Consider the following 25,080-nt stretch of genomic DNA (forward strand, 5'->3'; position numbering starts at 1 on the left):
TGATTGATGAAAAACTGGGATCAAAAAGATGAAGTTTCTGATGTGGGTAGCTGAAAAAATTCTGTGAAGGGTGACTACGACTAATGAAAATAGAGCAAGTACACCGACAAAATCAAAATGAAATAAATGTTTCTCTTCATCGTCCGTTTGTGCATTCATATTCCAATTATCCATCAGCACAACTTTATGGGAATGATGTAATTGAATAGTAATCTTGGAAGTATGAAAGACGGAAAAGCATATGAAGGCAAGTAGCAATGCGATCGGAAGAAAATAAACCTTCTTTATCGTAATCACCTCCTTCGTGTGGGAATGTTTTCATTATAAACACTTTCGTTAGATTGTTAAATTAAAATACTCCGACAATTTATGCGAAAGTAAATAATATACCTTTATAATATGGCGTTTTTCGCAATCAGACTGGGTTTATGTTACAATCTTCCTAGTCAAAACGGTGAAAAGGAAGTAGACAATGACAAGAACAATTCCGGTAAGTAAAAATGATTATATAGATGTAGTGTTTGAGGATTTAACCCATGATGGTGCTGGGGTAGCAAAAGTAGATGGCTATCCGTTGTTTGTTCCGAACGGTCTCCCTGGAGAAAAAGCGCAGGTTAAGGTCATTAAAGTAAATAAGGGTTACGGATTCGGAAGATTAATTGAACTTTATGAAAAAAGTCCATATCGTTTGGAAATCGACAGCAGTGAGGCACATAAATATGGTGGCTGCCAGCTTGAACACATAAGTTATGAGGGACAGTTAAAATTTAAAGAGAATCAAGTGCGTCAGGTGTTGACCAGGATTGGTAAACTAGAGGGTGTGAAGGTTCACCCGATTTTAGGGATGGAAAACCCATGGCATTATCGAAATAAGGCACAGGTTCCTGTTGGTGAGAAAGATGGAAAGCTGATTGCTGGCTTTTTTAAACCAAGAAGCCATGAAATTGTTGATACCGCTGAAAGTCTTATTCAGCTGCCGGAAATTAATGAAGCTATCCAGGCTGTGAAGGAAATCTGCAATGAGTTAGGGATAGCTGCTTACCAGGAAGAGACTCATAAGGGTGTCCTGCGCCACATTATGGCAAGATACGGTCAGCAAACTGGCGAGCTGATGGTTGTGATCATCACTAGAACCGCAGATATTCCTAACAGAAACAAATTGGTAGAGGAAATTATCACCCGGCTTCCGAGGGTAAAATCGATTGTACACAATGTGAATTCAAAGCGGACGAATGTAATCCTTGGTGAGAAAACGAATGTTCTTTGGGGCAATGAGGTAATATACGACATGATTGGTGACGTTAAGTTTGCTATATCAGCTCTGTCCTTTTACCAAGTGAATCCGGTTCAAACAAAAGTTCTCTATGACAAGGCTCTCGAATATGCAGATCTTAGTGGTGAAGAATCGGTCATTGACGCTTATTGTGGTATCGGAACGATATCCTTATTTTTAGCCCAAAAAGCAAAGAAGGTTTTCGGTGTAGAAGTCGTACCCGAAGCGATTGAAGATGCGAAACGGAACGCAGCACTAAATGGTTTCACAAATGTTGACTTCGAAGCAGGAGAAGCAGAGGTTGTTATCCCGAAATGGTATAAAGACGGCAATTCGGCAGATGTGCTGGTTGTAGACCCGCCGCGTAAAGGCTGTGACGAAACATTTTTACAAACCATTATCGATATGAAACCGAAAAGAGTTGTCTATGTATCCTGTAATCCAGCCACACTCGCACGAGATTTACGGATTTTAGAAGATGGCGGATATAAAACTGTTGAAGTTCAGCCGGTGGATATGTTTCCGCAGACGACACATGTTGAAGCGGTCGCGAAATTAGTATTATAGGACTAAGGGCATTCCTTGTCCATTTTTCGAAATTCTTAGGGGAATTGTAGAGAATAACGATAAAGATTATCAAGAGCTGGATGATATCGACAATCTTCACTATGAGGAAATAAACAACCAGAAGCTACAAGAACTTATAAACAAAGTTGGGATGGTACTATACCAAAAGAATCCATTATAAAGTATTATAGCAAAAAATAAGAACTATCTATATGTTGCTCTTTAACTAGATGTAGCTTAGTTGAAGAAGGATGTAAAAGATACAGTATTCCTATGTCTAAAACCGCTCATAACATCGATTATGGGCGGTTTTTATTACTATCAATATGTAGTACTAAAATAATTTATTACCATATTTTATAGTATAATAGTTAATTAATAGTCTAATTTTTATAGGTTGGTGATTACATATGAGTACGAGTACAACTCCAAGCCCAGTTTCCACAGGAGCGGGAGGTACTACATTTGAACATAAGGTTCAAACAGAATTTGTTTGCCTAATGATTAGTGGGGGAAAGGCACGTATTGAAAGATTCGAGGATGGTTATTTGATTGACAATATATCATTTCAAGCTAGATATAGAAATGTTGAAACTGATGATATGGTTGTTACTTTTAAACCTAAGAATGGAATTACTAGTAGAATCTTTGCCCAGATGAAACTTAAAATAAGATTAACTAATAATACATTATTTAATGAAGTAATAAAGGGTTTTTGGGGAGATTACAATAATGTAGCTGTTTTTAATAAGGTAAATGATGTTTTTGCAATAATAATGGGCGAACCAACTAGTATGGATATTTACAATAATACTACTTATTTACTTGATAGGGCACGCAGATGTATCGATCATGTTGATTTTCTTCAAAAAGTTACCGCATATAACAATATGACTGAGTTGTTTAATACATTTAAGAATGCTGTCGAAGAAGCAAAAGGTTCTAGTGTATCGGATCAAGAGCTATGGGGATTTTTAAAAGGTGTTTATGTGATTTCTTATGATTATAACTCTGATGTAAGCCGGGATAAAAGAAATATTATTCAATTTCTTGATACTGCAAAAAGACGAGTTCAAGGATTAGAAAGTGCTTCAAGTGTATGGAATAACTTATTAGCGAGGGTTATTGACGATAACTTTAAGGCAGGTGTAATCAATTCGGATTTTGTGTTTGAAAAGTATCCATCATTAATTGAATGGTTTGATCCGAATTTAACTGAGATAAATCCAATTAAGCATGCAATTGATAAATATAAGATTGGAATGGAGGAAACTATTTTATCTGAAACTAGCAATATAGATGAAGGCATTAAAACTTTATTAATACAATCAATGGAAGAAGTATATACAAAATTAGTAAGTATAGACCTTGACTCAATAAAGAAATTTTTAAAAATGTACCAGCATCCCCGGGGAAGTGACAGTAATATTTCTTATGATGGAGTGGGGGAACTATATGAATTATTAACTTATATTAATTGTAAGATAAAGAATTGGTCAATACAATCGTATGATATTGCAAATTTACAATTGATAGAAGAAGGGAAAAGTGGTTGGTTACAATTAATTTATTCTATGAGAAAGAATACTTTTCCTATGATAATTATGGATCTAGGCATTAATTTATATGAAAAAACACCTTATAAGAACTATTTTGATCATAGATGGATAATAGAAAATGCAAATACAGATTTGGATAATGAGAATCTCTGTGAAATATGTGGGATTGGTTATGACTTTCCCTTTTCCAAGATTTTAATTGATTACGGGAAAGTTAGAAAAATTGGTGTTTTTGATGATGTACCTAAGGACGAAAATAGTTATTTGGACCTTGGAAGTATAAAAATATGCTGTGCAAAATGTATAAGGAAATTACGTGAGTCAGAAAATGTTCAAATTTTACAAGATAGTTTAAGGGGGGTTCTAATAGGTGATTGATTTATTAAAAGGGTATTTATTAGAAAAAACGGATACAATCGAAATTGAAAAAAAATGGATAAATATAAACTCCGTTATTGCATCACCCAAAGGAATTTATGGTTTTGTTGAGTTTGAAACTGAAGATGAATTAATCCAGAAATGGGAAGATTGTTCGTATGAACTTTCTACTAAGGTTCAAGCAAAATTATCCGAGCATCTCGATAACTTAAGATGGGACATATACTTGATTTTAATAGTAAATAGTAATATTTCTCCATTATCGAGAAAAGTAATTGAAAATGATCGGAAGTTTTTTAAAAAAATAGTTATTTCCAACAATGAAGTAGAACTTCATAGACTACCTTTTATGTTTGATAATATGAAAAATAAAAATAGAGAAACAGAAACAGATGTTATTATCCATCAAGAAGATATGTTTTTGGAAAGTTTAAAGAATCTATTATCGGATCAAGCTAGGGAAATGTTCGGATCAGATTTTTTTGTTAATGGTGATAAGTTTGGCTCTGAAGAAATTTATCAATTATTAAAACAAAATAAGGGTGTAGTTAAATGAAGATAAAACGTATAGTAATTGAGAGTTTTAGAGGTTTTAATGAGAAAAGAGACTTTTTAATTAATGATGCCCAATTAATACTAATTTATGGTCCAAATGGGCATGGAAAAACATCGTTTTTTGATTCAATCGAATGGAGCCTTACAGGAAAAATAAATCGCTATGATGCTCCTACTGATGAGAGAAATCGTTCTAAATTTGTAGGAAATACTTTTTCAAGCAAGCCACCATTTGTTCAGATAGTATTAGCGGATGAAGAGCAGGAACTTATAATTACCAGGAAAGGTATTAAAGATGACTCTAAAACTGATTATGGGAGAAGTATCTTAGGCGTTGAGGTTTCAGGAGAGGTTTGTTTATTAGGAAACGCAGCACAAGGGTATATCAATAACAAAATAATCAATAGTGAATGGTTAGATAAAATAAACCAGGAGAATTTAGGTAATATTTTTAATTTAACACATTACTCTAGTCAAGAGAAAATGAATCATTTTCTTAAGGGTGCTAAAGAGGGTGAGCGGTATGATGCTCTTTCAACTATTCTTGGCACAGAACAATATAATTCTTATAAGAATAAATTTAAGGATGCACAAAATATTTTTAAAAGTGAAATTGATGATATTGACGATGTAATTATAGAAGTTAAGGTGAAAAAAGAAACTATTAGTAATGAAATCAATAAATTAAAAGATAAAGCCAAACAATATAATTATAATGAGACACAAGAACTTCTTCTTAAGTATAATCAATTATTTTCTCAACATTTGAATTTAGATGATAATGTTGATACATTACTTCAAATGATACATAAAGATAATAGTAATTTATTTAAAGAGAGAAATGAACTGAATCAAAACTATGAAACATTGGAATTATTAAGAAATGACCTACATAAATATAAACAGAAATATGAAAGCTTATCTATTGATAGGAACCAGCTAAAGATTGTTAATAAATTGATACAATTTAATGCAAAATTATTAGACTTTAAATGGATGAAAGAAAATTATAAGGATTTTATAGAAGGTACAAAGGATTATGATAATAAGATTAACAATAAAAATGATATAAAGCAGGAAATAAGTGCTTTAGAGAAATATATTAAAAGTCTTGATATTTTTGTTTCTTCTATAAATTTTACTTTAGATAAATCCATCAATAGTAATAACTTTGAAAGTTTTAGAAGATTAGTAACTAATGAAATAAGTAATACTAATTTAAAAGATAAATTTTTTAACCAATTGATTAGAGTCGAAACAAATTTGTTAGATATAAAAAATAAAGAAAATGAACTGAAGGAAATCAAAAGGAAAAAAGATGAGAACGAAGTATGGTTAAAAAATTTAGAGAGGATAAATAATAGATATAGCACTCTACTTAGACATGTCATAGAGTATGTTCAATCAATTGATAAATTAGATAATTGTCCGGTCTGTGGTAATAAAGAAATTACATCTGAATATTTGATTGATTACACTCAAAAAGCACAAAAGGAAGTTAATGTTGATATTCCTCATGCTCAGGAAGCGTTGAATAAATCTGTTGACGAGTATGATCAATGTAAATTACAAATAAGCAAAATACAAGAAAAATACAAAGAAGATCTAAATCAAATTAGACTAGAGATTGAAAAGGTATCAGAAAGTATTGATGAACAAAGAAATAAGTTAACTAATTTATATAAAAGTCTTAATAATTTGATACAGACAATTTTTGTAATTGAAGAGAATGATAGTAAATATCAAAGGTTAATAGATGAATACCAATTAGAATTAAATAGTATAGAGGATTTAGAAACAGTAATAAATACTACTCAAAACCTAAAAGATAATATGCTCAAAGAAAGTGTTCTTCTTCAAAATGAACTGAATAATGAAATTGTAAGGGGTTTAAACCAGAAAATAGAAATTAATAACATTTTTTTGGAAGGGTATAGATTACGACTAAATGAAGTAAGTTATCAGAAAGAAAGTTATGAGCCAGAAACGGTGAGTGAGTTTGTAGAGAGTCAATTCAATAGTTACAGGAATAAGCAGAAAATTATAGATGAGAAGACTACATTATTAGGTAATCTAATTGCAGACATAGAAAGTCTTAAAATTCAACAATTACTAAGAATAAAAACAAACGAATATGAAAAAGAGGAAAAGGCACTTTCAGTACTTGAGAATCAGAAACAAGATATAAATCAAAAAATATCCATTCTTGAGGAAGCTAGTAAAAAGGTACCTTCAGCAATAGAAACACTTAATCAAAAAGCTATTGAAGAGTTGTTTGAGGTAGTTCAAAAAATATATAGTAAATTAAATTCTCATCCGATATTTAATAAGGTAAACTTTAAGAAAGAAAAAAGATATGGGACGTTTAAATTATTACTTAACGTATTATCAGATAACGAAGTCGAAGCAAATCCAACTTATATTTATAGCGCTGCTCAAATTAATACAATAGCTCTGTCGCTATTTTTATCAATGGCAATTACACAAGAATGGTGTAGTTTAAATATTGTAGCAATGGATGATCCAATACAGAGCATGGATAGTTTAAATTCATTAGCGTACATTGATTTTCTAAGACAACTAACTGATCAAGAAGGGTATAATAAGCAACTTATCATTTCTACACATGATTCCTCATTCTTTGAACTGATGCAAAAGAAATTTCAATTATTCGATGTAGCGATTATTAGATTCAGTGGATATAGCGAAGCAGGTCCTATTTTCGGTAAAATAAATGAAAAAAAATTGGGAGATAGTAATCTAATTAAAATTAACACTGGAAAAAGGATAGAGAATTTCAAGGAATTAATTTCCAGCATTTAGTGCATTTGATGAATATAACTACCCATTTTAGGAAGGAGCAATTAAATGAAAACCCTAACCATTCTTAGGTTAGGGTTAGATTTTAAATTGGAGTTTCTAATTTATTTGATTGATTAGTAATAGGCTTTATCGTTAACGTTTCATTAGATACAGGGTTATTATAGTTCAACCACAATTCTACTAACTTAGTTCCTGTTATCTAGAGAGCTTGTTAACCAGTTCTCTGCAAACAAGATGAATATGAGAGCCTATGAAGATGTTTCACAGAGAGCATCCAATATTGCTGCACAGCAAAAAATTGCTCAGGGTATTCAAGATAATGGACTTGGAAACGGCGGAGGTATGCTCTTTGGAATGAATATGGCCCAGAATATTGGACCTCAAGGCCAGCCAGCTTCAACGCCAAGTTCTTCAATGTCTTTCGACGAGCAGATCGAAACATTAAAAAAGCTAAAAGAACTGGTTGATATGGGTGTTTTAACAAAGGAAGAGTTTGATGCTAAAAAGAAAGAAATCATGGGGCTGTAATAATGCGTCACAGATTAGATTAAAAAGGGCACAACAAGAAATTGTCGATGCATATCAGTACTGATGCTTTTACATGAAATAGTTGTTACTTCAATAACATCCTTTGTCGGTTTTTCATGACCTTAGGTGTGAAGCTAAATGACTTGATGAATTAATAAATATTCTTTTAAATATGTAGATTTTATACAATATATTATTCATATATAATACTCATCAAAATCCCATGTGTTGCCACATACACTCTGGACATGTGGAAGAAGCGGGGAAAATTAAAGTTTTCCCACTTCTTCTTTCAAAAGTCTTAATTTCGGAGTGGTAAAAAGATAGTGAATAATGGGTGTGCCATCCTCTTTAATGCTAATAATGAAGCTAGATATATTAGTAGAATAACTTTAATAAAAAAGTTTATACTACTCGGATTAACGCCACGCTAATTTAAGGTTTATTCAATATTACTAGTATTAATTCTCTGTTTTATTAAATAAGAAGAATATTAAAAGTGTGTGCATAACTAAGTCAGCATTTGCTTTATTAAAAATACTAGGATGTGCTAAACCATGAGCAACTATATTTCTAATATTATATCCTTTTTTATCGTTATATATGAACTTTAAATAATATACAATGTCTTTATTAATAATATTTTCTAAGTAGTCTTTTGCCAAAATATCCCCTAAAAGAATTGCATCATATCCACCATTTTTATTTAATTTGTAGATACTATCACCAGTTAGATGTATTACATTTCTTAAAGTAGATTCAATATAAGGAATCATGATATGGATAAAAGAAATATATTCCTCATTAAAGTAACTTTTTAATCCAGAATATAGAATAGAATGATTCTCTTCAATTAAAATGGGTGATGTAGATAGAATACCACCAAGATTTATTTCATTTAAATTATACTCTTGGATTAGTTTATTAAATATGTCATTGAAAAATGAAGACTGTACTCCAATAGTTATTTCAAATTGATTTGCTAAACTATCATACTCATTAGATAAATCTAACGTAGTGATAGGCATACCATCTTTATTAATTTTTACATGTGAAACTAACTCACTCAGTAGACCAATTCCTTTTTTTCTTCTTTCTTCAATCATTCTTAAATTATCATCTATACTAGGAATAAATCTCAATGCTAACATTCTTAAATCCAACTCTAAGTCTTGTGTATAAAAATTATTTATATAAATCTCATATTTTTCTCTATCTATTGACTGCGTTATAGAGGTCTCTTTCATTCTCTCGATACTATTTTGTACAGACTCAGATATTTTCCTAATTATTCTGTTATCATCTTCGTGTATTTGAACAGCATGATACAAATCTAATAATTTATTATATCTAAATTCTTTTAAATGTGATTGTTCGGATTTATTAATGACATCTTCTATTAAAGTTAGTAATCGTAACACCTCGTTAGTTTGCCCCATTTTACAATAATATTTTGTTAATTTGCTTATTCCATACTCAATTGCATGAAAATTATCTGTCTTATTTTCTAATTCATCGTAGATAAGTCTATCAACTCTTTCGAGTATCGAAGTAATTATTTCTCCTTCAAGCTCTGAAGTTATTTCTAAATTATTACCAATCAACTTATCATAGGAGAACCCCCAAAGACCGATAAATTTATCCTCCATAGCGTTATCAATATCAATCATTTTTCTAAAAATTGTATTTAACTTTTCACGTTGATTTAAACTCTTAGCTAATATTAAAGCTCTTATAATTGCGTGTTTTGTATCTAAATCTGTTCGACGATTAATACTCTCATTTGAAAACAAGAGATAATTATCGATAGCTTTAATTGCATAAACAAATGGATTTGCTATACAACCCCTATGTAATTTTGAAAAATTCCACACTAAATCAGAATATCTAGCAATCAAATATGGATTGTTAGATTCTTCACTTCTTATTTGCCAATATTGGAGAGCCTCACAACAAATGTCAGAAAGATTTGGATATACAGAATCCGCAAACTCATAATATGGTTTAAAATAACTACTTATACCGTAATCATAACCTTCTTCCATATCATTTTTAGTTAAAAACTGAAATGCCATACCTTCAAACTTATAATTTTCTTTTTCTTGGAATTCACGAATTTTAGAATCATAATTAAAATAACCTTCAAATGGTAGTTCCTCCAAGTATTTGGCGATATCAATCAAAACTAATTCCTCCTTAAATTTATTGAACTATTCGAATAAATACAAATATGGTATTCGAGGATAACAAAAATTACCATTTTATAATATCATAAGTTACACTTAGCAGAAACAAATTTATTAAATGAATTGCTACCCGGAATATTTAACCTATAATTAAAATGTAAAGTTAATAAGGTGGAGGAAATAATATGGATGATTAAGTTTAGAACAACAGTACATTCTGATCAAGGATGGCATTATCAACATAATAAATGGGTAAAAACGCTTAAGCAAAACAAAGTGTTCCAGAGTATGTCGCGAAAAGGAAACTGTTTAGATAATTTGCCTATGGAAAACTTTTTCGGCTTATTGAAACAAGAAATGTATTACGGGGAACCACTGTGCACATTTGAGGAATTAAAAAAGAGAATTGAAGAGTATATGATTTACTATAATAACAAGAGGATAAAGCAAAAATTGGCAGGTATGAGTCCGGTACAATACCGTATGCATACCAGCCAATTAGCTGCTTAATATAAAACTCTTTTGGGGTTCACATCAAGTATGGCTCATTTTAATAATCATAAAAAATTTTGTTCTTCACAAATTAAAACAAGTTTTTAAAATTTATAATTCCTATTAATCAGTTAATAGGGAACTTAATTTGAAAACTTCTTTTTCTTAGAACATCTAGGACAGTTATTACCATTAGTTTTTGTACGATTATATACCTTAGTTGCCCATTCATGTCCCTCAGTACAAATCCACCATATCTTTTGATCACTGCCCTTTGTTACATCCATTGGAGTCAGTGAAGCATTTTTTAAAGGGTGCCATTCTCCTGCAATTTTTGGATGGGTCACGGCTAAATTATTATCGTCAGAAACAATTTTATTTGTGCAAATAAGACAACCACTTTTCACTGTCCGGTGACTAATCACAGCCTCCCATATATGATTGGAATTAACATCACACCGCCACCAAACCTTTCTATTACTGAACCGTTTAACCTCATATGGGGTAATGGAATTCATTTCCCAATTCCAATACTTTGCAATCTGCGGGTGTGTTACAGCCAAATTATTATCTTCAGTTGCTTTATGACCAGAACAATAAGGACAATTACTTTTAACCTTAATACGGGAACTTATAAGTGCTTGCCATACATGGGAAGAGTTATTTTTGCATATCCACCAAGCTTTATAGCTGCCGTTACCTGATGAGAAGTGTGCAGGGGTATTTTCGCCATTCAACTTAGGATGCCATTGCTTTGCTATTTCTGGATGTGTACTGGTGATATTGTTATGGAATCCGATAAGCCTGTTTGAACAGTATGGACAGCCGCTCCCTGCTACTCTACTGCTTACTGTTGCTTGCCATGCATGGCCCTCTTGGCATTGCCACCAGGCTTTTTCATCACTACCTTTTGTGACATGAGAAGGCTTGAATAAACCATTTTTTAAAGGATGCCACTGAGTTGATATATCTGGATATTGCATCTCTAATGAATTTGCTTTCTCCCAATGAACTGACAAATCTCTTATCTCGGTCCGGTCTCTATCTATATTAATGTCAATGTTTAAGGGTTTGGTAACTTCGGTATTTTTCTCAATCCAGTTGAAAAGTAATTTAATGTTACTTTCTAAAGAGTGTTCATTTTTTTCAACCGACCAGAAATGAACATTTGGATTAGGAGAGATGTAAGTGGGACAGCCTTCTTCGCGAAAACGAATTAAGGTTACATTAGGCATTTTGTCTTTCAGCAAATTATCTTTTCGTATGTCTCTTTCTGTATTACCATGATAAAATGAACCATCATATTCGATTGCTAGGTTAATGTTCGGAATCAAACAATCTAAATGAAATTGTGAATGACTGTCAAAAGTATATCCTTTTTGTGCATCTTGAAACACTATTTTGATATAAAAATAGATTACCCATTCTGGAAATGAAGTTTTTTCTTTCTTTAAACATTCAGGGCAAGCTTTGGAAACTACCTTTTTTTGTACTTCGCGATATGTTTCGTGGTCTCTATCACAGATCCACCATCTTTTCTGTTTACTTTTTGGTGTTACATCCTGGGGGGTATCCAAATTTAGAGTCGCATGCCATTCCTTTGCTATCTCAGGATAAATGACTAGTAGATTATTTTCTGGTGATGCATAAAATCCGGAACAATAGGGACATTCTCCTCCAATATTTCTTGTGCGATTTGCCACTGTTGTTTGCCATTCATGCCCCTTGCTACAGCGCCACCAAAATTTTTTGTTGCTTTTTATTTTTACATCTTGAATTGGCACTATGTTTTTAGTTGGATGCCATTGTTTAGCGATTTCAGGGTAGGTATCATCTAAAGAAGGTTCATGATCCTTTCTCTTACTTTTCAACTCATTATTACATTTGGGGCAACCATTCCCTTTGTGGCGATTTCTTACACTAGCTTTCCATTAATGATTGTTTTTACAGCGCCACCACACTTTCCCTTCAAAAGAGACATTTATATCTCCGGGAGTAAGAGGTTTATTTTTTTCATTATCCCATTGTGAAGCTAAAGTTGGATTTTTAAACAAAAGGGATTTTTCATAAGGGGTTTTCCTTAAAACAATTCTGTTATCTTTTTCACTAGCTTCTGACATTAATCATTATCCTTCCTTTTTACAATTTTTATAGACCCATGAAACGACAAAAAATCATCTCCTATAAAAGTGGGCAAGTTATACTCAGGGGAGCTTAATACTTATTCATTTTCTTCATTAATGACATCGATATTTGCAGCAATATTATTAAGGATTTCCTTTGCATCCTTAATAAATTGAATTTTGTCCTCTCTTGTCTCGCACTGACAATTATTTGTTCCCAGTGATATGAAAGATCATCAATCTTTAAATTTGATTCTTTTAGAAGTTGCCTGCTGGCTTGTATACTTTTAATCCTTTGAGTTAACTCATTGTTAAACAAACTCACTCCTCCTCTTTTGACTAATTAGTAAAAACTTATTTATATAATACGTCCTTTTGATTAATCAGTCAATAAAGTTAATTGGTTTTTTGACTAATTAATCAACAAGAAATATAATTTTAATGAAAGGGAGTATTCGATATGGAAACATTTGAAAAAGAAGAATTTAATGTTTTAGATGATAGGCAAAGGATTGTCTATGATCATTTTTTGGAGAGTAATATCTCACAAAGAAATCTTTCACTAACTGAAATAGCAAATTTAACTGAAAAGAGTGGTCAAAGGATTACGGTTTCCTATTTAAGTAAATTAAAAAACGGAAAAATGCCGCCGCCTTCTTACAAGGTTTCTCTCGTTTTAGCGAAGATACTGGGAATAATACCAGAAATGCTGTTAGCTGCCAGCCTATCAGACAATGATGAGTATAAACGGGTAGAATTGGCTGAAGCACTAAAATGGGCATTTCCAGAGGAAGATGAATTTAAATTAAAAAAGAGGTTGAACGATGTTTTTAAATTTCGCTTTAAATATATAGGGGAAACTGAAGCATCATCACTAATAAAGAATTCACTTTTGGATGGAGAGCAATTAAGAAGTGAGACATCGAATGACCCGTCAAAAAATAAGGTCCCAGTGTATACAAAGGTAACTTCAGCGGGAGAACTTATTTCTAGTGAATTTGTTGAAGAATGCATATATGAAGATAAATCTAATGGGAAATTGTTTTATTTCATTGTTAGTGATGACTCTATGAGGACAGCCCGTATTTTAAAAGGGGATAAATTGTTGATCAATAGCGAGGTGAGGATCAAAAATGGAGACATTGTATTGGTAAATATATTTGGAAAGGATGCTATCATTAGAAAAATAAAAAAAACACCAAGTGGTGAAGTTATTGTCTACTCAGACAATCCCAATTTTGAACCAATTATTGTTAATGAAAAGGAAATAGAAATAAGGGGTAAGGTAGTAAAGATTTTAATTTCACTATAATTAAATAATAATTTCCTGTTAAAGAGATTCCTGTTATAAAGTGTAAACATAAATTCTTAAAGTAAATTTATAATGTGTGGAGAATGATTATTTACATTAGGGTGTCCGAAAGAAAAAACCGTTAATTTGTGGAGAACTTTTCAATAAGAAAAAAATACATTAAATATCCCATTAGGTAAACACCACTACATCAATATGTCTGCGATCACCACTCAAGCCACGTTGAATGTGTTTCGCAACTGATTTTAAAATAATGTAATAATAATGCCCAGTCGTAGGACTGGGCTGTTTGAATTTGAAAAAGGAGAAATTTATTAGTTTTTAATTTGCCATATTCCGCGGAACTTCGGGACGTGGCAGACACCGCATTTAACTGTTCCATTAAGAAAAATGATAGCCTAACAAGGTTTTTGAAAAATAGAATACTTATCTATAATCAAAGTAAAACAAGTTGCCTTCGTTAAGAAAAGGGCAGGATTTGCATTTTGTAGGAAAAGGAATTCGATTGAATGGGATATGTCAGTGACAAATTACTGATCACGACAGAAAGGCTCGTCCTTAGATTATTTCAAACACCCGGTGCGGCAGCGGTTGTGACGATTTGCTTTTGAAGAAAAGAAACTGCACATAGTGTTTGCACGAAATTTTCCATCGAACCTTGCTTCAAGGAAGGTTATGGAGAAGATTGGTATGAAAAAAGAGGGAATTTTAAATGAACATGTCATAAAAGACAGTAAATATGGGATTTAGTATATTACGGAATTATTAATGAAAATGATCAATAATTAACATACGAAATTAAGAAGTGGGGGCGATTATTACTTATTCTCCATTGGAAAAAATAAGAGTATTCGATTTTCATTTCGAATACTCCATTAATTTGAAGAAAATCAACTAAATTGGAAGGTGTCTGGCACTTTTTTTCTTGGGACTGACCCCAATGTCGATAACTCTCCTAAAACCTGGCGGCATGGCCGTGCATCAAGCCCGCAGAGCTTCCGTGTCAAATCGACTATCATTCTACCTATTATAATGCATATTCCAAATTAACTAGCTAGGATCCTACCTTTTATAATTAGTTTAAATTAACTACAACAAAAGTATAGAAAATCCAATAAATTTAGAAGTATTATTAATTTTATCGCCATGTTAAGTGGTCAATTGTAACTACCATAAAATAGCATCTGGGCTTTAATGGCTGATTTTTAAAAATTTAAACAATTCAAATTATTCATGTAAATTAATATTTATTAATCTATAATAAAACCGACTGATAATAATAGGGGGTATCAAATGTTGAAGAAGAAGTTTATTGTTCCTGTAGTTCTGTCGTCGGCGTTGTTGGTAGGTTCTATCCCAGCTAGTATTGTATTTGCGAACCCGATTGATTCGAAGGTGGCTAATAGTGTACAAGCATCTAAGAAATGGAATGAGAAGGCAAGTGTTCCTATATTTGTGAAGGAACGAATGGCAGAGAAATTCTCTTCTAGCAATCCTTCCAATGCACTGAATTATTTGAAGAAAAACGAAGGTAAAACCGGAATTGAAAATCCGGACAAAAAACTAAAATTGAAAGATACACAAATAGATAAACTGGGTATGACTCATGTCCGCTTCAATCAGTCAATTAATGGAGTTGACGTAGAGGGATCCGAAATTATTGTTCATTTTAATAAGAATAATGAAGTAGTATCCGTCAACGGAAGAATCAATCAGACGATTGCCGATGATGCAGTTGACACGACTGCCTCTTTAAGTAGTGATGCTGCACTAAAGGCGGCATTATCCTCTGTCAATGCTCCCGAAGAGCTGACATATGAGCCAACTTCTGAGCTTGTTGTCTATCCTTTTGAAGGGGATAATTATACAGCTTATAAAGTGAATGTTAACTTCATGGGGGATGAGCCTGGAAACTGGTTTGTCTTTGTGGATGCAAACACAGGAGAAATCATCGATAAGTATAATGGTTTAATGCATGCTGATGAAATGAAAACACAAAAAGGTGCTGGAAAAGGGGTGCATGGTGCTCACAGGGATATACATATTACCCAAGTGAAGGAGCCTAAATCTGGAACTCAGTTTGCGTTAGCTGATTACTCTCATAATGGTCTTGATGGAATACTTACGTATGATGCTAAAAATGATAATAGTTCCAGTAATGATACTCTATATGTGGGGAATTCTGCTGCATTTATCGGAGATTATGATCGGGCTCTTGTCGATGCACACTATAATTCGGAAAAGGTATATGATTATTACCTTAATGAGCATGGCCGAAATTCCCTTGACGGTGAAGGCATGGCAATCATTTCTAAGGTCCACTATGGCAATAATTACAACAATGCCTCCTGGAATGGACGTTGGATGACCTATGGGGATGGTGACGGTGAGTTCTTTATTTCACTATCAGCCGGTCTTGACGTTGCTGCCCACGAAATGACTCATGGCGTCATCACTCATACAGCAAATTTAGTTTACCGCAATCAATCTGGAGCACTAAACGAATCATTTGCAGACGTCTTTGGTGCACTCGTTGATGATGATGATTGGGAAATGGGCGAGGAAATTATGGCACCAGCTGCTAAAGCTGACGGTGTTACAAGATTGCGCAGCTTAAGTAATCCAAACAGTGTTGTCGTCAGCAACGTGGATAGAAGGGCTTATAGTACAAATGGCGGAGTCTATCCGGCTCATATGGATGAATTTTATTATATGCCAACATCTGTTGATGGCGGTGGCGTCCATGTTAACTCCTCGATTACAAACCACGCTGCATACTTGATTGGTCAAGAAATTGGAAGGCACAAGTTAGGACAAATCTACTATCGTGCAATTAGCGTTTATTTAACGCCAAATTCCGATTTTAGTGACGCTCGTAAGGCTATTGTTCAGTCTGCAATTGATATTTATGGTGAAGGCAGCGAGGAAGAGGCTGCAGCTGCTGCGGGATTTGATTCGGTGGGAATTTACTAAGTATATAATTGGTCTGCCCGCAGGAATCAATATTTTTAGCGGATTTTAGAAGAATATTGAAGTGCGTTTTATGTTCCCCCAGACTAAGAGTTTGGGGGGGGTCTATGTTTATAATCCCTCCAGCATCCCATGTGCTGCCACATACACTCTGGACACGTTGAGTGCATGGCGCAATTGGCATTAAAATAAGAACTAGATAAATTAGGCTCAATCTTATTAGGATTGAGCCTTTACTCTGTTGAAAAAGTCTTTTTTTCAATAGATAAAGTATGGAAAATTTTATAAAATCTCCTCGAAGTGAATTAAAAGAGGAGGTTTTTTTATGCTTTTCACTTATACTCCTCAACAAGTTGAACAGAATCGGAAGTTTTATCTTGACCAGCAACGATCGAATTATGTTTCGCGCATAGTAAAGAACTCCACGGATTACGCTACGTGCGTTACCGTGGAGTCCAAAAAGTAAAGACGCAAGGTTTGATGACAGCCATCATACAGAACTTGAAAAAGTGTACCAAACTCCGCTCATTACAGAAAATTGGCCTACACCACATATAAAATTATAAGTGAATCAATTTAAAACAATCAATAAATTCGTGTGAAAGTTCGCAGGGATTTCATCGACGAAATAGTTTTTCAACAATCTGAGAGCAAAGAATTCTTTGCTCTTTTTTTATTTTTAAAGTTAGTAACAAGAATGTAAAAAAAGATAGAAAGTTTTCGTAAACCCAACAGGTAAGGTCTTTTAGTATTACATGAGTATTAAAGGATTGCTAAACCGCATAGTAAGAGAACGTTTTGGTTATTAATACCAGTTTGGTTTCGTGTTCAAAAGGAATATACAGACCAAACCTACAAGATAAAAATGTCCAAGTAACCTCTACAATGGAAAAACAGAAGAGAGGAGATTAATAAAGAAAATATGGAAAACAAACATAATGTACAAGCGGAAGAAAAAAAAATATGTGATGAAAATATGCAAACAGAGGAAAAAAAGAATAGCCCGAATTGTTCGATCAACCGGGCGATCATAGGAGGCTCTCTGGGAGCAGGGATGGGTCTGCTAGTTAATTCTAAAACGACCAAGAAGGTTATGGAGACTTTAGGAGAGTCTGAATTAGTAAAAGTGGCAAGCCATGAATTTAAAAAAACAGCCCATAAGCTTCTAACCGGCCAGGTGCAAAACAGTATCAGGCAATTAGCGGAGGGCTGCATCAATACGATTGAATCTGGATTGCTCTCTACTAAAAAGGAAAGAAGCAGCAGCGAAATAAATGATTCAAAAGAAAAGAATGGCCATGCGGTAAACTATGAAAAAATCAAGGAAGAAAACAGGAATCTAAATGAGCGTCTTGAGAGAATAGAAAAAATGTTAAATGACCTCATGGAAGTAAAGTAATGTGAAGCCTTTTCGATGATTCGAAGGAGGTGACTGATGGGTAAGCGTGCTAAAAAGGCAGCTCAGAAGATTATCAAAGAGGCAATTGAACATACTCCGAAGCCAATAAAAGAAAAGGTAAAAGATTTCGTTGTCGACAAGGGAAAAGAGATGGTAGTCGAGCATGTTCAGGATAAAGCTAATAGATTTACAGAAAAGCTGGAGAACGGCCAAGAGAAATTTGCTGACAAAGTCCACGATCAAGCGATTGAAGCAAAAGAAAAAACTCAGGATTTATTACTGAATGCCCGGGAGAAGCTTGGGAAAGTGGCGGAAGCTGGGAAAGGACTTCAAGAAAAGGTTTCATCATCCCATAAACATGACCATAAAAGAAAAGTTAAGGGTGCAAACCATATTAAAGGCGTCAGTAATATCAAAACATCCAAGGATATAAAGGGTGCTACTAGAATCAAAAGCTATGAAAAAATCAAATCCTAACATTAATAAGACAGCTTTTTTAATTGGTGACAGGCACCGATTTTCAGAAAATGGTGCCTGTCACCTGAAAGGAGATGCAAAGAATGGCAGTTCAAAAGAGTACGGATAGTTCTAGTCTGGCTGAGGTAATTGACCGCATTTTGGATAAAGGAATTGTAATCGATGCATTCGTAAGGGTGTCGGTTGTGGGTATTGAAATTTTAACAGTAGAAGCAAGGGTTGTTATTGCTAGTGTTGATACATGGCTTCGTTATGCCGAGGCGGTCGGTTTACTTTCAGATGAAGTGGAAGAAAACGGTCTTCCATCACAATCAAATGAAAGAAATGCACGCTTTAGTATTTAGTAAGGAAACAGGGCAATGCCAGGGTTCAGAAGAGCCTTGGCTGCCATCCTTATGCGGGAGGCCACCAAATGGAAATCAAAAAAATCATTGCCAATGTTACAGGCTTCTTCAATGAATTCGTCGCCCCAGTACATAAGATAACCGCAATAGAGGAAGGTGAAAACAATGGCTGGAAGCTCACGGTCGAAGTCATTGAAGAAAAAGAATATATGAAAAAGTATGCAAAAGACGAAATGATTGGTGTCTACGAGGTTCATGTAAACCCGAATAAAGAAATAACATCCTATACAAGACGGGATATCCGTTACAGAAGCTCCATTAATTAAAAGGTGCAGGACGTTGGAGTAGGAGGAAGAAGTGTGACGGTCTTAAAAAAGAAGATCAATAAGAATGCTAGAACAATGGTGCAAGACGAAAATATGGAAAACTTACTCTCCCGCTCATTACAATACATGAAAGCCGGCTACCCTATTCATTTTACAGGTCCTTCGGGAGCTGGGAAAACTTCACTTGCCCTCGCCCTTGCCAAAAGAAGAAAGAAACCGACCATGCTCATCCACGGGAACCACGAATTGAACAATAAAGATTTAATTGGTGATTTTACTGGATATACGAGTAAAAAAGTGGTCGATAACTATGTTCGTTCTGTTTACAAAAGAGACGAGAGTATGACAGAAACATGGAGGGACGGTCGGCTGCTTGAGGCAGTCAAGAATGGATACACACTGATTTATGATGAATTTACTCGTTCAAAGCCCGCCACCAACAATATCTTTTTATCCATTCTAGAAGAAGGAATCCTTCCGTTATACGGGACAAAAATGACGGAACCCTTTATAAGGGTTCATCCGGACTTTGCGGTGATCTTTACCAGCAATCCAGAGGAATATGCAGGAGTCTATCAAACTCAGGATGCGTTGCTTGATCGGCTGATTACCATCTATATCGATCATAAAGACCGTGACCGCGAGGCAGCCATCGTGTCAGAAAAAGTGAATATCGATAAGAATGATGCCATCGCGATTACAACACTAGTAGCTGAATTACGCAAGAAATACAAGGGTGATAGCGGGCCGAGTCTAAGGGCATCTTTAATGATTGCCCAATTGGCAGTCCAGCAGCAAATACCAATAGATGGGGAAGACCATGCTTTTCATCGTCTCTGTATGGATATATTGGGCCACCAAATCAGCCGGTGTATCGAAACAGGAGATCCAATAAAAGAAGCAGAAAAAGCGATTAATAATGCGTGTCGAAATATCAAGGTTAAAGAGTAGTAAAGGAGTGTTTTTACCATGGGCCAAGAAGAACAAATGGGTATTTATATCTTTTGCGGAATACAGATAAAGTCGGATGAGAACTTTGGGATCATCGAAGTGGAAGGTGAAAAAAGAGAACTATTTACGATTCGGTATAAAGATGCCGCAATGGTTGCTGCTGAAGTACCAATGAAAATTTATCATCCGAAAAAAGACAATTTGATGATGCACCAAAATGCGGTTTCGCAAGTAATGAAGAGGAACGACACCGTCATACCAGTAAGCTTTGGTAATGTGTTTCACTCCAAAGAAGATGTAGGTGTACTGCTCGAGAATCTTTATCCGCAATTTGAAAAACTTTTTCCTGAAATAAAAGGGAAAGTTGAATTGGGATTGAAAGTGATTGGAAGAAAAGAGTGGCTCCAGTCACAGGTGAATGGAAACGCAAAAATGGAGAAGATGGCGAAAGCAATCCAAGGGAAAACAGAAGCGGCAAGCTATTATGACCGGATTCAATTAGGCGGTGCAGCCCAAAAAATGGTTTCCTCTTTAAGTCACGAAGTAAAACAAGATGTAATGGAGCCCTTAAGGGAGCTGGCTGTTGCTTCCAAATCAAATGAGCCGACAAGTGAAAAAATGCTTTTAAATGCATCCTTTCTGGTTGAACGGGACAAAGAAGCCGAGTTTGACCAAAAAGTTAATGAGGCACATGACAAATGGAAAGATAAGGTTGAATTCAGCTATAGCGGCCCATGGCCGGCCTATAACTTTGTGAATATCAGATTAACCGTCGATGTCTGATGCTGCACAAGTTGGTTTCAGCACCGATTAACCTCGTGATAAAAATAGGAGAAAAGGTAAAAGAAGAGGTGGAAAAAGAGCTGTATGACCTTCCTACCATTCAACAAAAGCTGATTCAACTGCAAATGATGCATGAGCTTGGTGACATTCCTGAAGAAGCTTATAAAGCGATGGAAGAAGGGCTGCTCTTCAGATATGAAGTTGCCAAACGAATGGAAATGGAACAATGGGAACAGATGACAAAGAGGAAAGAAGGTGGGACGTAAAATGGACGATTTCATTTATTTATATGGATTAATTCCTACAAAAGAAGCAGCCAATCAATCGTTTCCATCTTTAACAGGCTTTGATGGTGCTAGTAATATATACACTTTTACAATCGAAAAAATAACAGCAATCGTTTGTAATCTGGATTCCAACATCTACTCAGAAGAAAGAGTGAAAGACCAGATTAATAATGATATGGAGTGGCTTCAAGAAAAGGCCTTCCACCATCATGAAACCGTAATGAAACTATCAAAAATGTTTACTGTTTTACCATTAAAATTTTGTACATTATACAAAAATATAGCCAGCCTGAAAACGGCTGTTCGATTGAATCAATCCAAAATAATGGATACGTTCCTTTTAATCTATGGGAATGAAGAATGGAATTTGAAAATTTACTGTGAGGATGACATCTTAAAAAACCGAGTAAGTCAATCCAATCCAGTGATCGAGGCGAAAAGAGCAGAAATAAGCCAGCTGCCAAAGGGGAGACAATTTTTCGAAAAGAAAAAGTTTGACAAATTGGTAGAAGCTCAACTGGAAAAAGAGAAAAACAAAATCAGTGAGCAAATCCACTCATTCTTATCAGAGTTTGCCCTTAAAGCAAACGTCAAAGAAAACTTGAGTCATCAGGTGACTGGAAAACAAGAGCAGATGGCATGGAATGGTGTTTACCTTGTTTCCAAATCAAAAGTAGAACCTTTTTTGGAAAAAATTCAACAATTTGAAAAGGATATGAGGGAAACAGGATGGTGGTTTAAAGCAACAGGGCCATGGCCAGCCTACCACTTTTCCAGCTTTTCCTAAATGGGGAGTAGAAAATGTCACTAAAAGATTCGATGGAAAACAAGAAGATTGCTTTAATTGACATTTTGGATGTGATTCTTGATAAGGGTGTTGCCATAAAGGCGGATTTAGTGATCTCCATAGCAGGAGTAGATCTCGTTTACTTAGATTTAAGATTATTAATTGCTTCCGTTGAATCGCTTGTTCAAGCACAGCAGGGAAATGGCAAAACCATATCTTCAGAAGAATTTGATAAACAGAGGGGGGAGCTGATAGATGCAACCGGCCAGCCAAACAAGTGGAAAAATTAACCTAGATCCAGATAATGCAGAGCATGGATTAGCTCAATTAGTGTTAACCGTCATAGAGCTTTTACGCCAAATCGTCGAAAGGCATGCAATCAAAAGGGTGGAGGGCGGGACGCTGACAGACGAACAAATTGAAAATTTAGGTGAAGCGTTAATGAACCTAGAAGAAAAAATGGATGAATTGAAAGAAATTTTCGGTTTAGAAGATGATGACTTGAATATTGATTTGGGTCCTTTAGGAAGTTTGCTTTAATACATCACCAAGGAGGACTTCTAATGGAACATTCCATGCAATCCAGTACGATTGTAGACGTATTAGAAAAAATATTAGACAAAGGTGTCGTGATAGCAGGGGATATCACAGTTGGAATTGCGGATATCGAACTATTGACCATCAAAATCCGGCTGATTGTTGCTTCTGTTGATAAGGCAAAGGAAATTGGCATGGACTGGTGGGAAACAGACCCTTATTTAACCTCAAAAGCCTCGGAGCATTCTACAAAAGCACTCGAAGAAGAAAATAAGAGGCTGCTGGAGCGGCTTGAATCTCTAGAAGAAAGTCTCTCCGCAAACCGTATAATTTCAACCGAGTGATAGTGAAATCTCAGGCATCAGGTTTGAAGAGATACTTGCAAAACTGGTTAAAGAAAAACAAGGTCATAAAACAGCAGTTTACTAGATACAGGGCTTGCTGACCAATAGTGGGGACCCTTGTTTTTACTTTATATAAAAATCTAAAATGGGAGGCTTGTTTATAATGAAAGAAACTAAAACGATGGAAAACCAAACAGAGGAAACAAAGAACAAACAGAATGAAACAGAGGAAGGAAAAAACACAAGCAGTTCAAATAGCAGTCAAATTAAACGTTCCCTAGCAGGCGGAGTGATTGGAGCGGCAGTCGGATATCTGGCGACTCCTGAGAATAGAAAAAAGCTAATGGAGACGGTGTCTGCGGATAATTTAAAAAGCACGGGATCAGACTTAGGGCAAGCAGTAAAGGAAAAGTCCAAGAATGCCGTTGGTTCTATAAAAAACTCAGCTTCTAAACTTTTCACTAAACAAGATAATGATTCTCAAGGTGAAAAAACAGAAACCAGCCCTTCAGGAGATCAGCAATCAAAACAGGAAGGCAGCAGTATTAATGACCGTCTTACTCATATAGAAGAACTGTTGGCTAAGCTAACATCAGATGAAAAGGGACAGGGTCAAGGCCAAAAAAAGAGTCAGCATGATGATAAATTAACGAATGAAACCTCATTATCAAATGGGGTGAGCGAAGAGCAGGAAGGCTCACAAGAACAAGAGGATAGCAGCAGCAAGGAGTCAGAGTCATATTTACAAAGACCCTCGAAAGGTCAATTCAAAGACCCAAATAATAGTGAAGAATCACAGTCTCAATTAAAGGGTCAAGATGACTCGGGTGGAACAAATCTCCAGCAGGAAGATCAAGCTGAAACCGATGGAAATAATGATTTAAATAACAAGGACTATGAGGCTGTGAAAAAGGAAAATCAGCAATTGCAGGATCGATTAGGCAAAATAGAAGAAATGTTAACAAAAATGATTCAGGAAAAAAAGGACCAAGGTGAAAAACATCATCATAATGACGAATCAGAAAACGAAGGAAAATTACGGGCACCTAGCCAACCAAATACTAATAGGGAAGAAAATGAAGAAAAATCTCAGCATGGCCAAAAAAAAGACCAGGCAGAAAACGAAGAGGTTACACAAGGAGGAAAAAAAAACGGTCTAACTGATAACGAAAACAAGAGCAGTGCAGCCACAGACCAAGATAATAGAGAAGAGGCTGACACTGCAGAGGATGATAAAGATGATAAAATAAACAAAAAAAAACTAGATGCAAGTAATGGGGAAAAAGAACAAGAAAATAACAAGAAGACTAACAAAAATGATAAATTTAGTAAAAATAATAACGCGAACCCAGGTAATAAAGAATTAAAATTCAATCAGTCAGACGAAGAGGACAAGGAAGGTTACACAGTTCTAAAAGAGGACGAGGAAACTTATCTCCTTCTAGATGGAATGAGAAGGGAGAGCTAAATATGAATAGTAGTTCCGGAACAATGAAAGACAATATTCTTGAATTTCTTGTAATGGCATCCAATATACATGATTTTTCCTTAGATATTACTTTAAATGTAAAAGGCGCTGTTATTACCGGAACACTGGTGTCAGCTAAGGAATATTTCGATACTCTAAGTGAAATAATTGAAGATGGCAATGAGGTTGCACAAATGTTAAGTGAACAACTTAGCAGGGCGGGAGAATCAGCCCAATCAGAAGGCGGTTCGGAAGCAAATTTCATCCATATGAAAGAAACCAAAGTATATTGTGGCGACAGTAAACCTACACCCTCCAAAGGGGAAATTCTCTGGCGAGGAAAACTTAGTGAAGTAGATGGTTTCTTTTTAGGGAAAATATATGATAGTAGTAATAAATAGTTGTAGAATATAACTTTACAAGGAAATATTTTTGTTTTTAAAAAGGGGTACCCAAGTAGAATTTTACTCATTGGGTACCCCTTAATCTTTGTTTAAAACACTTTCGTAGCCCAATCCTCACAATTCCAAATATCCGTCGCGATTTCACGATAGAAATCAGGTTCGTGGGATAAAAGGACATAATAAAAGAAATATGTGTAGCTGTTATAT

The 25,080-nt window shown here is 34.7% G+C and carries 24 protein-coding genes and 2 pseudogenes; 23 read left to right on the top strand and 3 right to left on the bottom strand.

Annotated features, from left to right (window positions below; all coding sequences use genetic code 11):
* The first annotated feature begins 472 nt into the window (after positions 1-472).
* The 5 genes from rlmD to V7108_RS02760 all read left to right on the top strand — a co-directional run bounded on the left by rlmD (position 473) and on the right by V7108_RS02760 (position 7,683).
* Positions 473-1,840 carry a 23S rRNA (uracil(1939)-C(5))-methyltransferase RlmD gene (rlmD, locus tag V7108_RS02740; protein ID WP_335567325.1) on the top strand — a complete coding sequence of 456 codons (1,368 nt, stop codon included), beginning with the start codon at positions 473-475 and terminating at the stop codon, positions 1,838-1,840.
* 410 nt (positions 1,841-2,250) lie between these two features.
* Complete coding sequence (locus V7108_RS02745) at positions 2,251-3,777, top strand: ABC-three component system protein (protein ID WP_335567326.1); 1,527 nt, start codon at positions 2,251-2,253, stop codon at positions 3,775-3,777.
* Positions 3,770-4,333 carry an ABC-three component system middle component 1 gene (locus tag V7108_RS02750; RefSeq protein WP_335567327.1) on the top strand — a complete coding sequence of 188 codons (564 nt, stop codon included), beginning with the start codon at positions 3,770-3,772 and terminating at the stop codon, positions 4,331-4,333. Before V7108_RS02745 ends, V7108_RS02750 begins: the two co-directional genes overlap by 8 nt.
* The gene (locus V7108_RS02755; RefSeq protein ID WP_335567328.1) at positions 4,330-7,155 is read left to right on the top strand and encodes an AAA family ATPase; all 2,826 of its coding nucleotides are present in this window, start codon (positions 4,330-4,332) and stop codon (positions 7,153-7,155) included. The genes V7108_RS02750 and V7108_RS02755 overlap by 4 nt, the downstream gene beginning before the upstream one ends.
* A 240-nt stretch (positions 7,156-7,395) precedes the next feature.
* Entirely contained in the window at positions 7,396-7,683 is a 288-nt protein-coding gene (locus V7108_RS02760; RefSeq protein WP_335513865.1) for an SHOCT domain-containing protein, read from the top strand.
* A gap of 461 nt (positions 7,684-8,144) precedes the next feature.
* Here V7108_RS02760 and V7108_RS02765 read toward each other — a convergent pair whose 3' ends face one another.
* The gene (locus V7108_RS02765) at positions 8,145-9,866 is read right to left on the bottom strand and encodes a DUF4209 domain-containing protein (RefSeq protein ID WP_335567329.1); all 1,722 of its coding nucleotides are present in this window, start codon (positions 9,864-9,866) and stop codon (positions 8,145-8,147) included.
* Between the two features lie 213 nt (positions 9,867-10,079).
* Here V7108_RS02765 and V7108_RS02770 point away from each other — a divergent pair.
* Positions 10,080-10,379: pseudogene (locus V7108_RS02770) on the top strand (transposase); the annotation flags it as partial.
* A gap of 125 nt (positions 10,380-10,504) precedes the next feature.
* Here the strand turns inward: V7108_RS02770 and V7108_RS02775 are convergent.
* Complete coding sequence (locus V7108_RS02775) at positions 10,505-12,232, bottom strand: zinc-ribbon domain-containing protein (protein WP_335509157.1); 1,728 nt, start codon at positions 12,230-12,232, stop codon at positions 10,505-10,507.
* Positions 12,233-12,292: 60 nt separating this feature from the next.
* Entirely contained in the window at positions 12,293-12,481 is a 189-nt protein-coding gene (locus tag V7108_RS02780) for a zinc-ribbon domain-containing protein (RefSeq protein WP_335509159.1), read from the bottom strand.
* Between the two features lie 463 nt (positions 12,482-12,944).
* Between V7108_RS02780 and V7108_RS02785 the strand changes: the two genes are divergently transcribed.
* The 17 genes and pseudogenes from V7108_RS02785 (at position 12,945) to gvpU (ending at position 24,870) form a co-directional block, all read left to right on the top strand.
* Positions 12,945-13,796, top strand: a complete 852-nt coding sequence (locus V7108_RS02785; RefSeq protein WP_335509161.1) for a helix-turn-helix domain-containing protein — start codon at positions 12,945-12,947, stop codon at positions 13,794-13,796.
* A 630-nt stretch (positions 13,797-14,426) separates the two neighbouring features.
* A complete protein-coding gene (locus V7108_RS02790) occupies positions 14,427-14,546 on the top strand; it encodes a GNAT family N-acetyltransferase (protein WP_335509163.1) in 120 nt (39 codons plus the stop codon).
* Between the two features lie 543 nt (positions 14,547-15,089).
* Positions 15,090-16,769 (top strand): M4 family metallopeptidase, encoded by a 1,680-nt coding sequence (locus tag V7108_RS02795; RefSeq protein ID WP_335567330.1) that lies wholly within the window; start codon positions 15,090-15,092, stop codon positions 16,767-16,769.
* Between the two features lie 387 nt (positions 16,770-17,156).
* Positions 17,157-17,324 (top strand): annotated as a pseudogene (locus V7108_RS02800) (transposase); the annotation flags it as partial.
* A gap of 364 nt (positions 17,325-17,688) precedes the next feature.
* Positions 17,689-18,165 (top strand): gas vesicle protein GvpP, encoded by a 477-nt coding sequence (locus V7108_RS02805; RefSeq protein ID WP_335513863.1) that lies wholly within the window; start codon positions 17,689-17,691, stop codon positions 18,163-18,165.
* Between the two features lie 36 nt (positions 18,166-18,201).
* On the top strand, positions 18,202-18,642 hold the full coding sequence (gene gvpQ / locus V7108_RS02810; RefSeq protein WP_335567331.1) for a gas vesicle protein GvpQ: 441 nt from the start codon (positions 18,202-18,204) through the stop codon (positions 18,640-18,642).
* An 83-nt stretch (positions 18,643-18,725) separates the two neighbouring features.
* Entirely contained in the window at positions 18,726-18,986 is a 261-nt protein-coding gene (gene gvpJ, locus V7108_RS02815) for a gas vesicle protein GvpJ (protein WP_335513859.1), read from the top strand.
* Between the two features lie 68 nt (positions 18,987-19,054).
* Positions 19,055-19,312: a gas vesicle protein GvpO gene (gvpO, locus tag V7108_RS02820; RefSeq protein WP_335513857.1), complete on the top strand. Its 258-nt coding sequence runs from the start codon at positions 19,055-19,057 to the stop codon at positions 19,310-19,312.
* Between the two features lie 33 nt (positions 19,313-19,345).
* Entirely contained in the window at positions 19,346-20,263 is a 918-nt protein-coding gene (gene gvpN / locus V7108_RS02825; protein ID WP_335513856.1) for a gas vesicle protein GvpN, read from the top strand.
* Positions 20,264-20,281: 18 nt separating this feature from the next.
* Positions 20,282-21,046, top strand: coding sequence for a GvpL/GvpF family gas vesicle protein (locus tag V7108_RS02830; protein ID WP_335513854.1), 765 nt, complete (start codon positions 20,282-20,284; stop codon positions 21,044-21,046).
* On the top strand, positions 21,046-21,312 hold the full coding sequence (locus V7108_RS02835) for a gas vesicle protein GvpG (RefSeq protein WP_335513852.1): 267 nt from the start codon (positions 21,046-21,048) through the stop codon (positions 21,310-21,312). Before V7108_RS02830 ends, V7108_RS02835 begins: the two co-directional genes overlap by 1 nt.
* A 1-nt stretch (position 21,313) precedes the next feature.
* Entirely contained in the window at positions 21,314-22,120 is an 807-nt protein-coding gene (locus V7108_RS02840; RefSeq protein WP_335513850.1) for a GvpL/GvpF family gas vesicle protein, read from the top strand.
* Between the two features lie 14 nt (positions 22,121-22,134).
* Positions 22,135-22,410, top strand: coding sequence for a gas vesicle protein (locus V7108_RS02845; protein WP_335513849.1), 276 nt, complete (start codon positions 22,135-22,137; stop codon positions 22,408-22,410).
* Positions 22,376-22,660, top strand: coding sequence for a gas vesicle protein K (locus V7108_RS02850; protein ID WP_335513847.1), 285 nt, complete (start codon positions 22,376-22,378; stop codon positions 22,658-22,660). The genes V7108_RS02845 and V7108_RS02850 overlap by 35 nt, the downstream gene beginning before the upstream one ends.
* Before the next feature lie 23 nt (positions 22,661-22,683).
* Positions 22,684-23,001, top strand: coding sequence for a gas vesicle protein (locus tag V7108_RS02855; protein ID WP_335513845.1), 318 nt, complete (start codon positions 22,684-22,686; stop codon positions 22,999-23,001).
* A gap of 163 nt (positions 23,002-23,164) precedes the next feature.
* Positions 23,165-24,469, top strand: a complete 1,305-nt coding sequence (gene gvpT, locus V7108_RS02860; RefSeq protein ID WP_335513843.1) for a GvpT/GvpP family gas vesicle accessory protein — start codon at positions 23,165-23,167, stop codon at positions 24,467-24,469.
* Between the two features lie 2 nt (positions 24,470-24,471).
* Complete coding sequence (gvpU, locus tag V7108_RS02865; RefSeq protein ID WP_335513841.1) at positions 24,472-24,870, top strand: gas vesicle accessory protein GvpU; 399 nt, start codon at positions 24,472-24,474, stop codon at positions 24,868-24,870.
* The last annotated feature ends 210 nt before the right edge of the window (positions 24,871-25,080 follow it).

Origin of the sequence: Neobacillus vireti, from assembly GCF_036962345.1 — a bacterium.
Taxonomy (GTDB): domain Bacteria; phylum Bacillota; class Bacilli; order Bacillales; family Cytobacillaceae; genus Neobacillus; species Neobacillus vireti_A.

Excerpts from the sequence above, each read along its gene's own strand:
- V7108_RS02830 (WP_335513854.1), top strand. The coding sequence starts at position 20,282 with ATGGGCCAAGAAGAACAAATGGGTATTTATATCTTTTGCGGAATACAG.
- gvpJ (WP_335513859.1), top strand. The coding sequence starts at position 18,726 with ATGGCAGTTCAAAAGAGTACGGATAGTTCTAGTCTGGCTGAGGTAATT.
- V7108_RS02785 (WP_335509161.1), top strand. The coding sequence starts at position 12,945 with ATGGAAACATTTGAAAAAGAAGAATTTAATGTTTTAGATGATAGGCAA.
- V7108_RS02760 (WP_335513865.1), top strand. The coding sequence starts at position 7,396 with ATGAGAGCCTATGAAGATGTTTCACAGAGAGCATCCAATATTGCTGCA.
- V7108_RS02795 (WP_335567330.1), top strand. The coding sequence starts at position 15,090 with ATGTTGAAGAAGAAGTTTATTGTTCCTGTAGTTCTGTCGTCGGCGTTG.
- V7108_RS02845 (WP_335513849.1), top strand. The coding sequence starts at position 22,135 with ATGTCACTAAAAGATTCGATGGAAAACAAGAAGATTGCTTTAATTGAC.
- V7108_RS02855 (WP_335513845.1), top strand. The coding sequence starts at position 22,684 with ATGGAACATTCCATGCAATCCAGTACGATTGTAGACGTATTAGAAAAA.
- V7108_RS02840 (WP_335513850.1), top strand. The coding sequence starts at position 21,314 with ATGGACGATTTCATTTATTTATATGGATTAATTCCTACAAAAGAAGCA.
- V7108_RS02745 (WP_335567326.1), top strand. The coding sequence starts at position 2,251 with ATGAGTACGAGTACAACTCCAAGCCCAGTTTCCACAGGAGCGGGAGGT.
- V7108_RS02835 (WP_335513852.1), top strand. The coding sequence starts at position 21,046 with ATGCTGCACAAGTTGGTTTCAGCACCGATTAACCTCGTGATAAAAATA.
- rlmD (WP_335567325.1), top strand. The coding sequence starts at position 473 with ATGACAAGAACAATTCCGGTAAGTAAAAATGATTATATAGATGTAGTG.
- gvpQ (WP_335567331.1), top strand. The coding sequence starts at position 18,202 with ATGGGTAAGCGTGCTAAAAAGGCAGCTCAGAAGATTATCAAAGAGGCA.
- gvpO (WP_335513857.1), top strand. The coding sequence starts at position 19,055 with ATGGAAATCAAAAAAATCATTGCCAATGTTACAGGCTTCTTCAATGAA.
- V7108_RS02805 (WP_335513863.1), top strand. The coding sequence starts at position 17,689 with ATGGAAAACAAACATAATGTACAAGCGGAAGAAAAAAAAATATGTGAT.
- V7108_RS02755 (WP_335567328.1), top strand. The coding sequence starts at position 4,330 with ATGAAGATAAAACGTATAGTAATTGAGAGTTTTAGAGGTTTTAATGAG.
- V7108_RS02780 (WP_335509159.1), bottom strand. The coding sequence starts at position 12,481 with ATGTCAGAAGCTAGTGAAAAAGATAACAGAATTGTTTTAAGGAAAACC.
- V7108_RS02850 (WP_335513847.1), top strand. The coding sequence starts at position 22,376 with ATGCAACCGGCCAGCCAAACAAGTGGAAAAATTAACCTAGATCCAGAT.
- gvpU (WP_335513841.1), top strand. The coding sequence starts at position 24,472 with ATGAATAGTAGTTCCGGAACAATGAAAGACAATATTCTTGAATTTCTT.
- gvpT (WP_335513843.1), top strand. The coding sequence starts at position 23,165 with ATGAAAGAAACTAAAACGATGGAAAACCAAACAGAGGAAACAAAGAAC.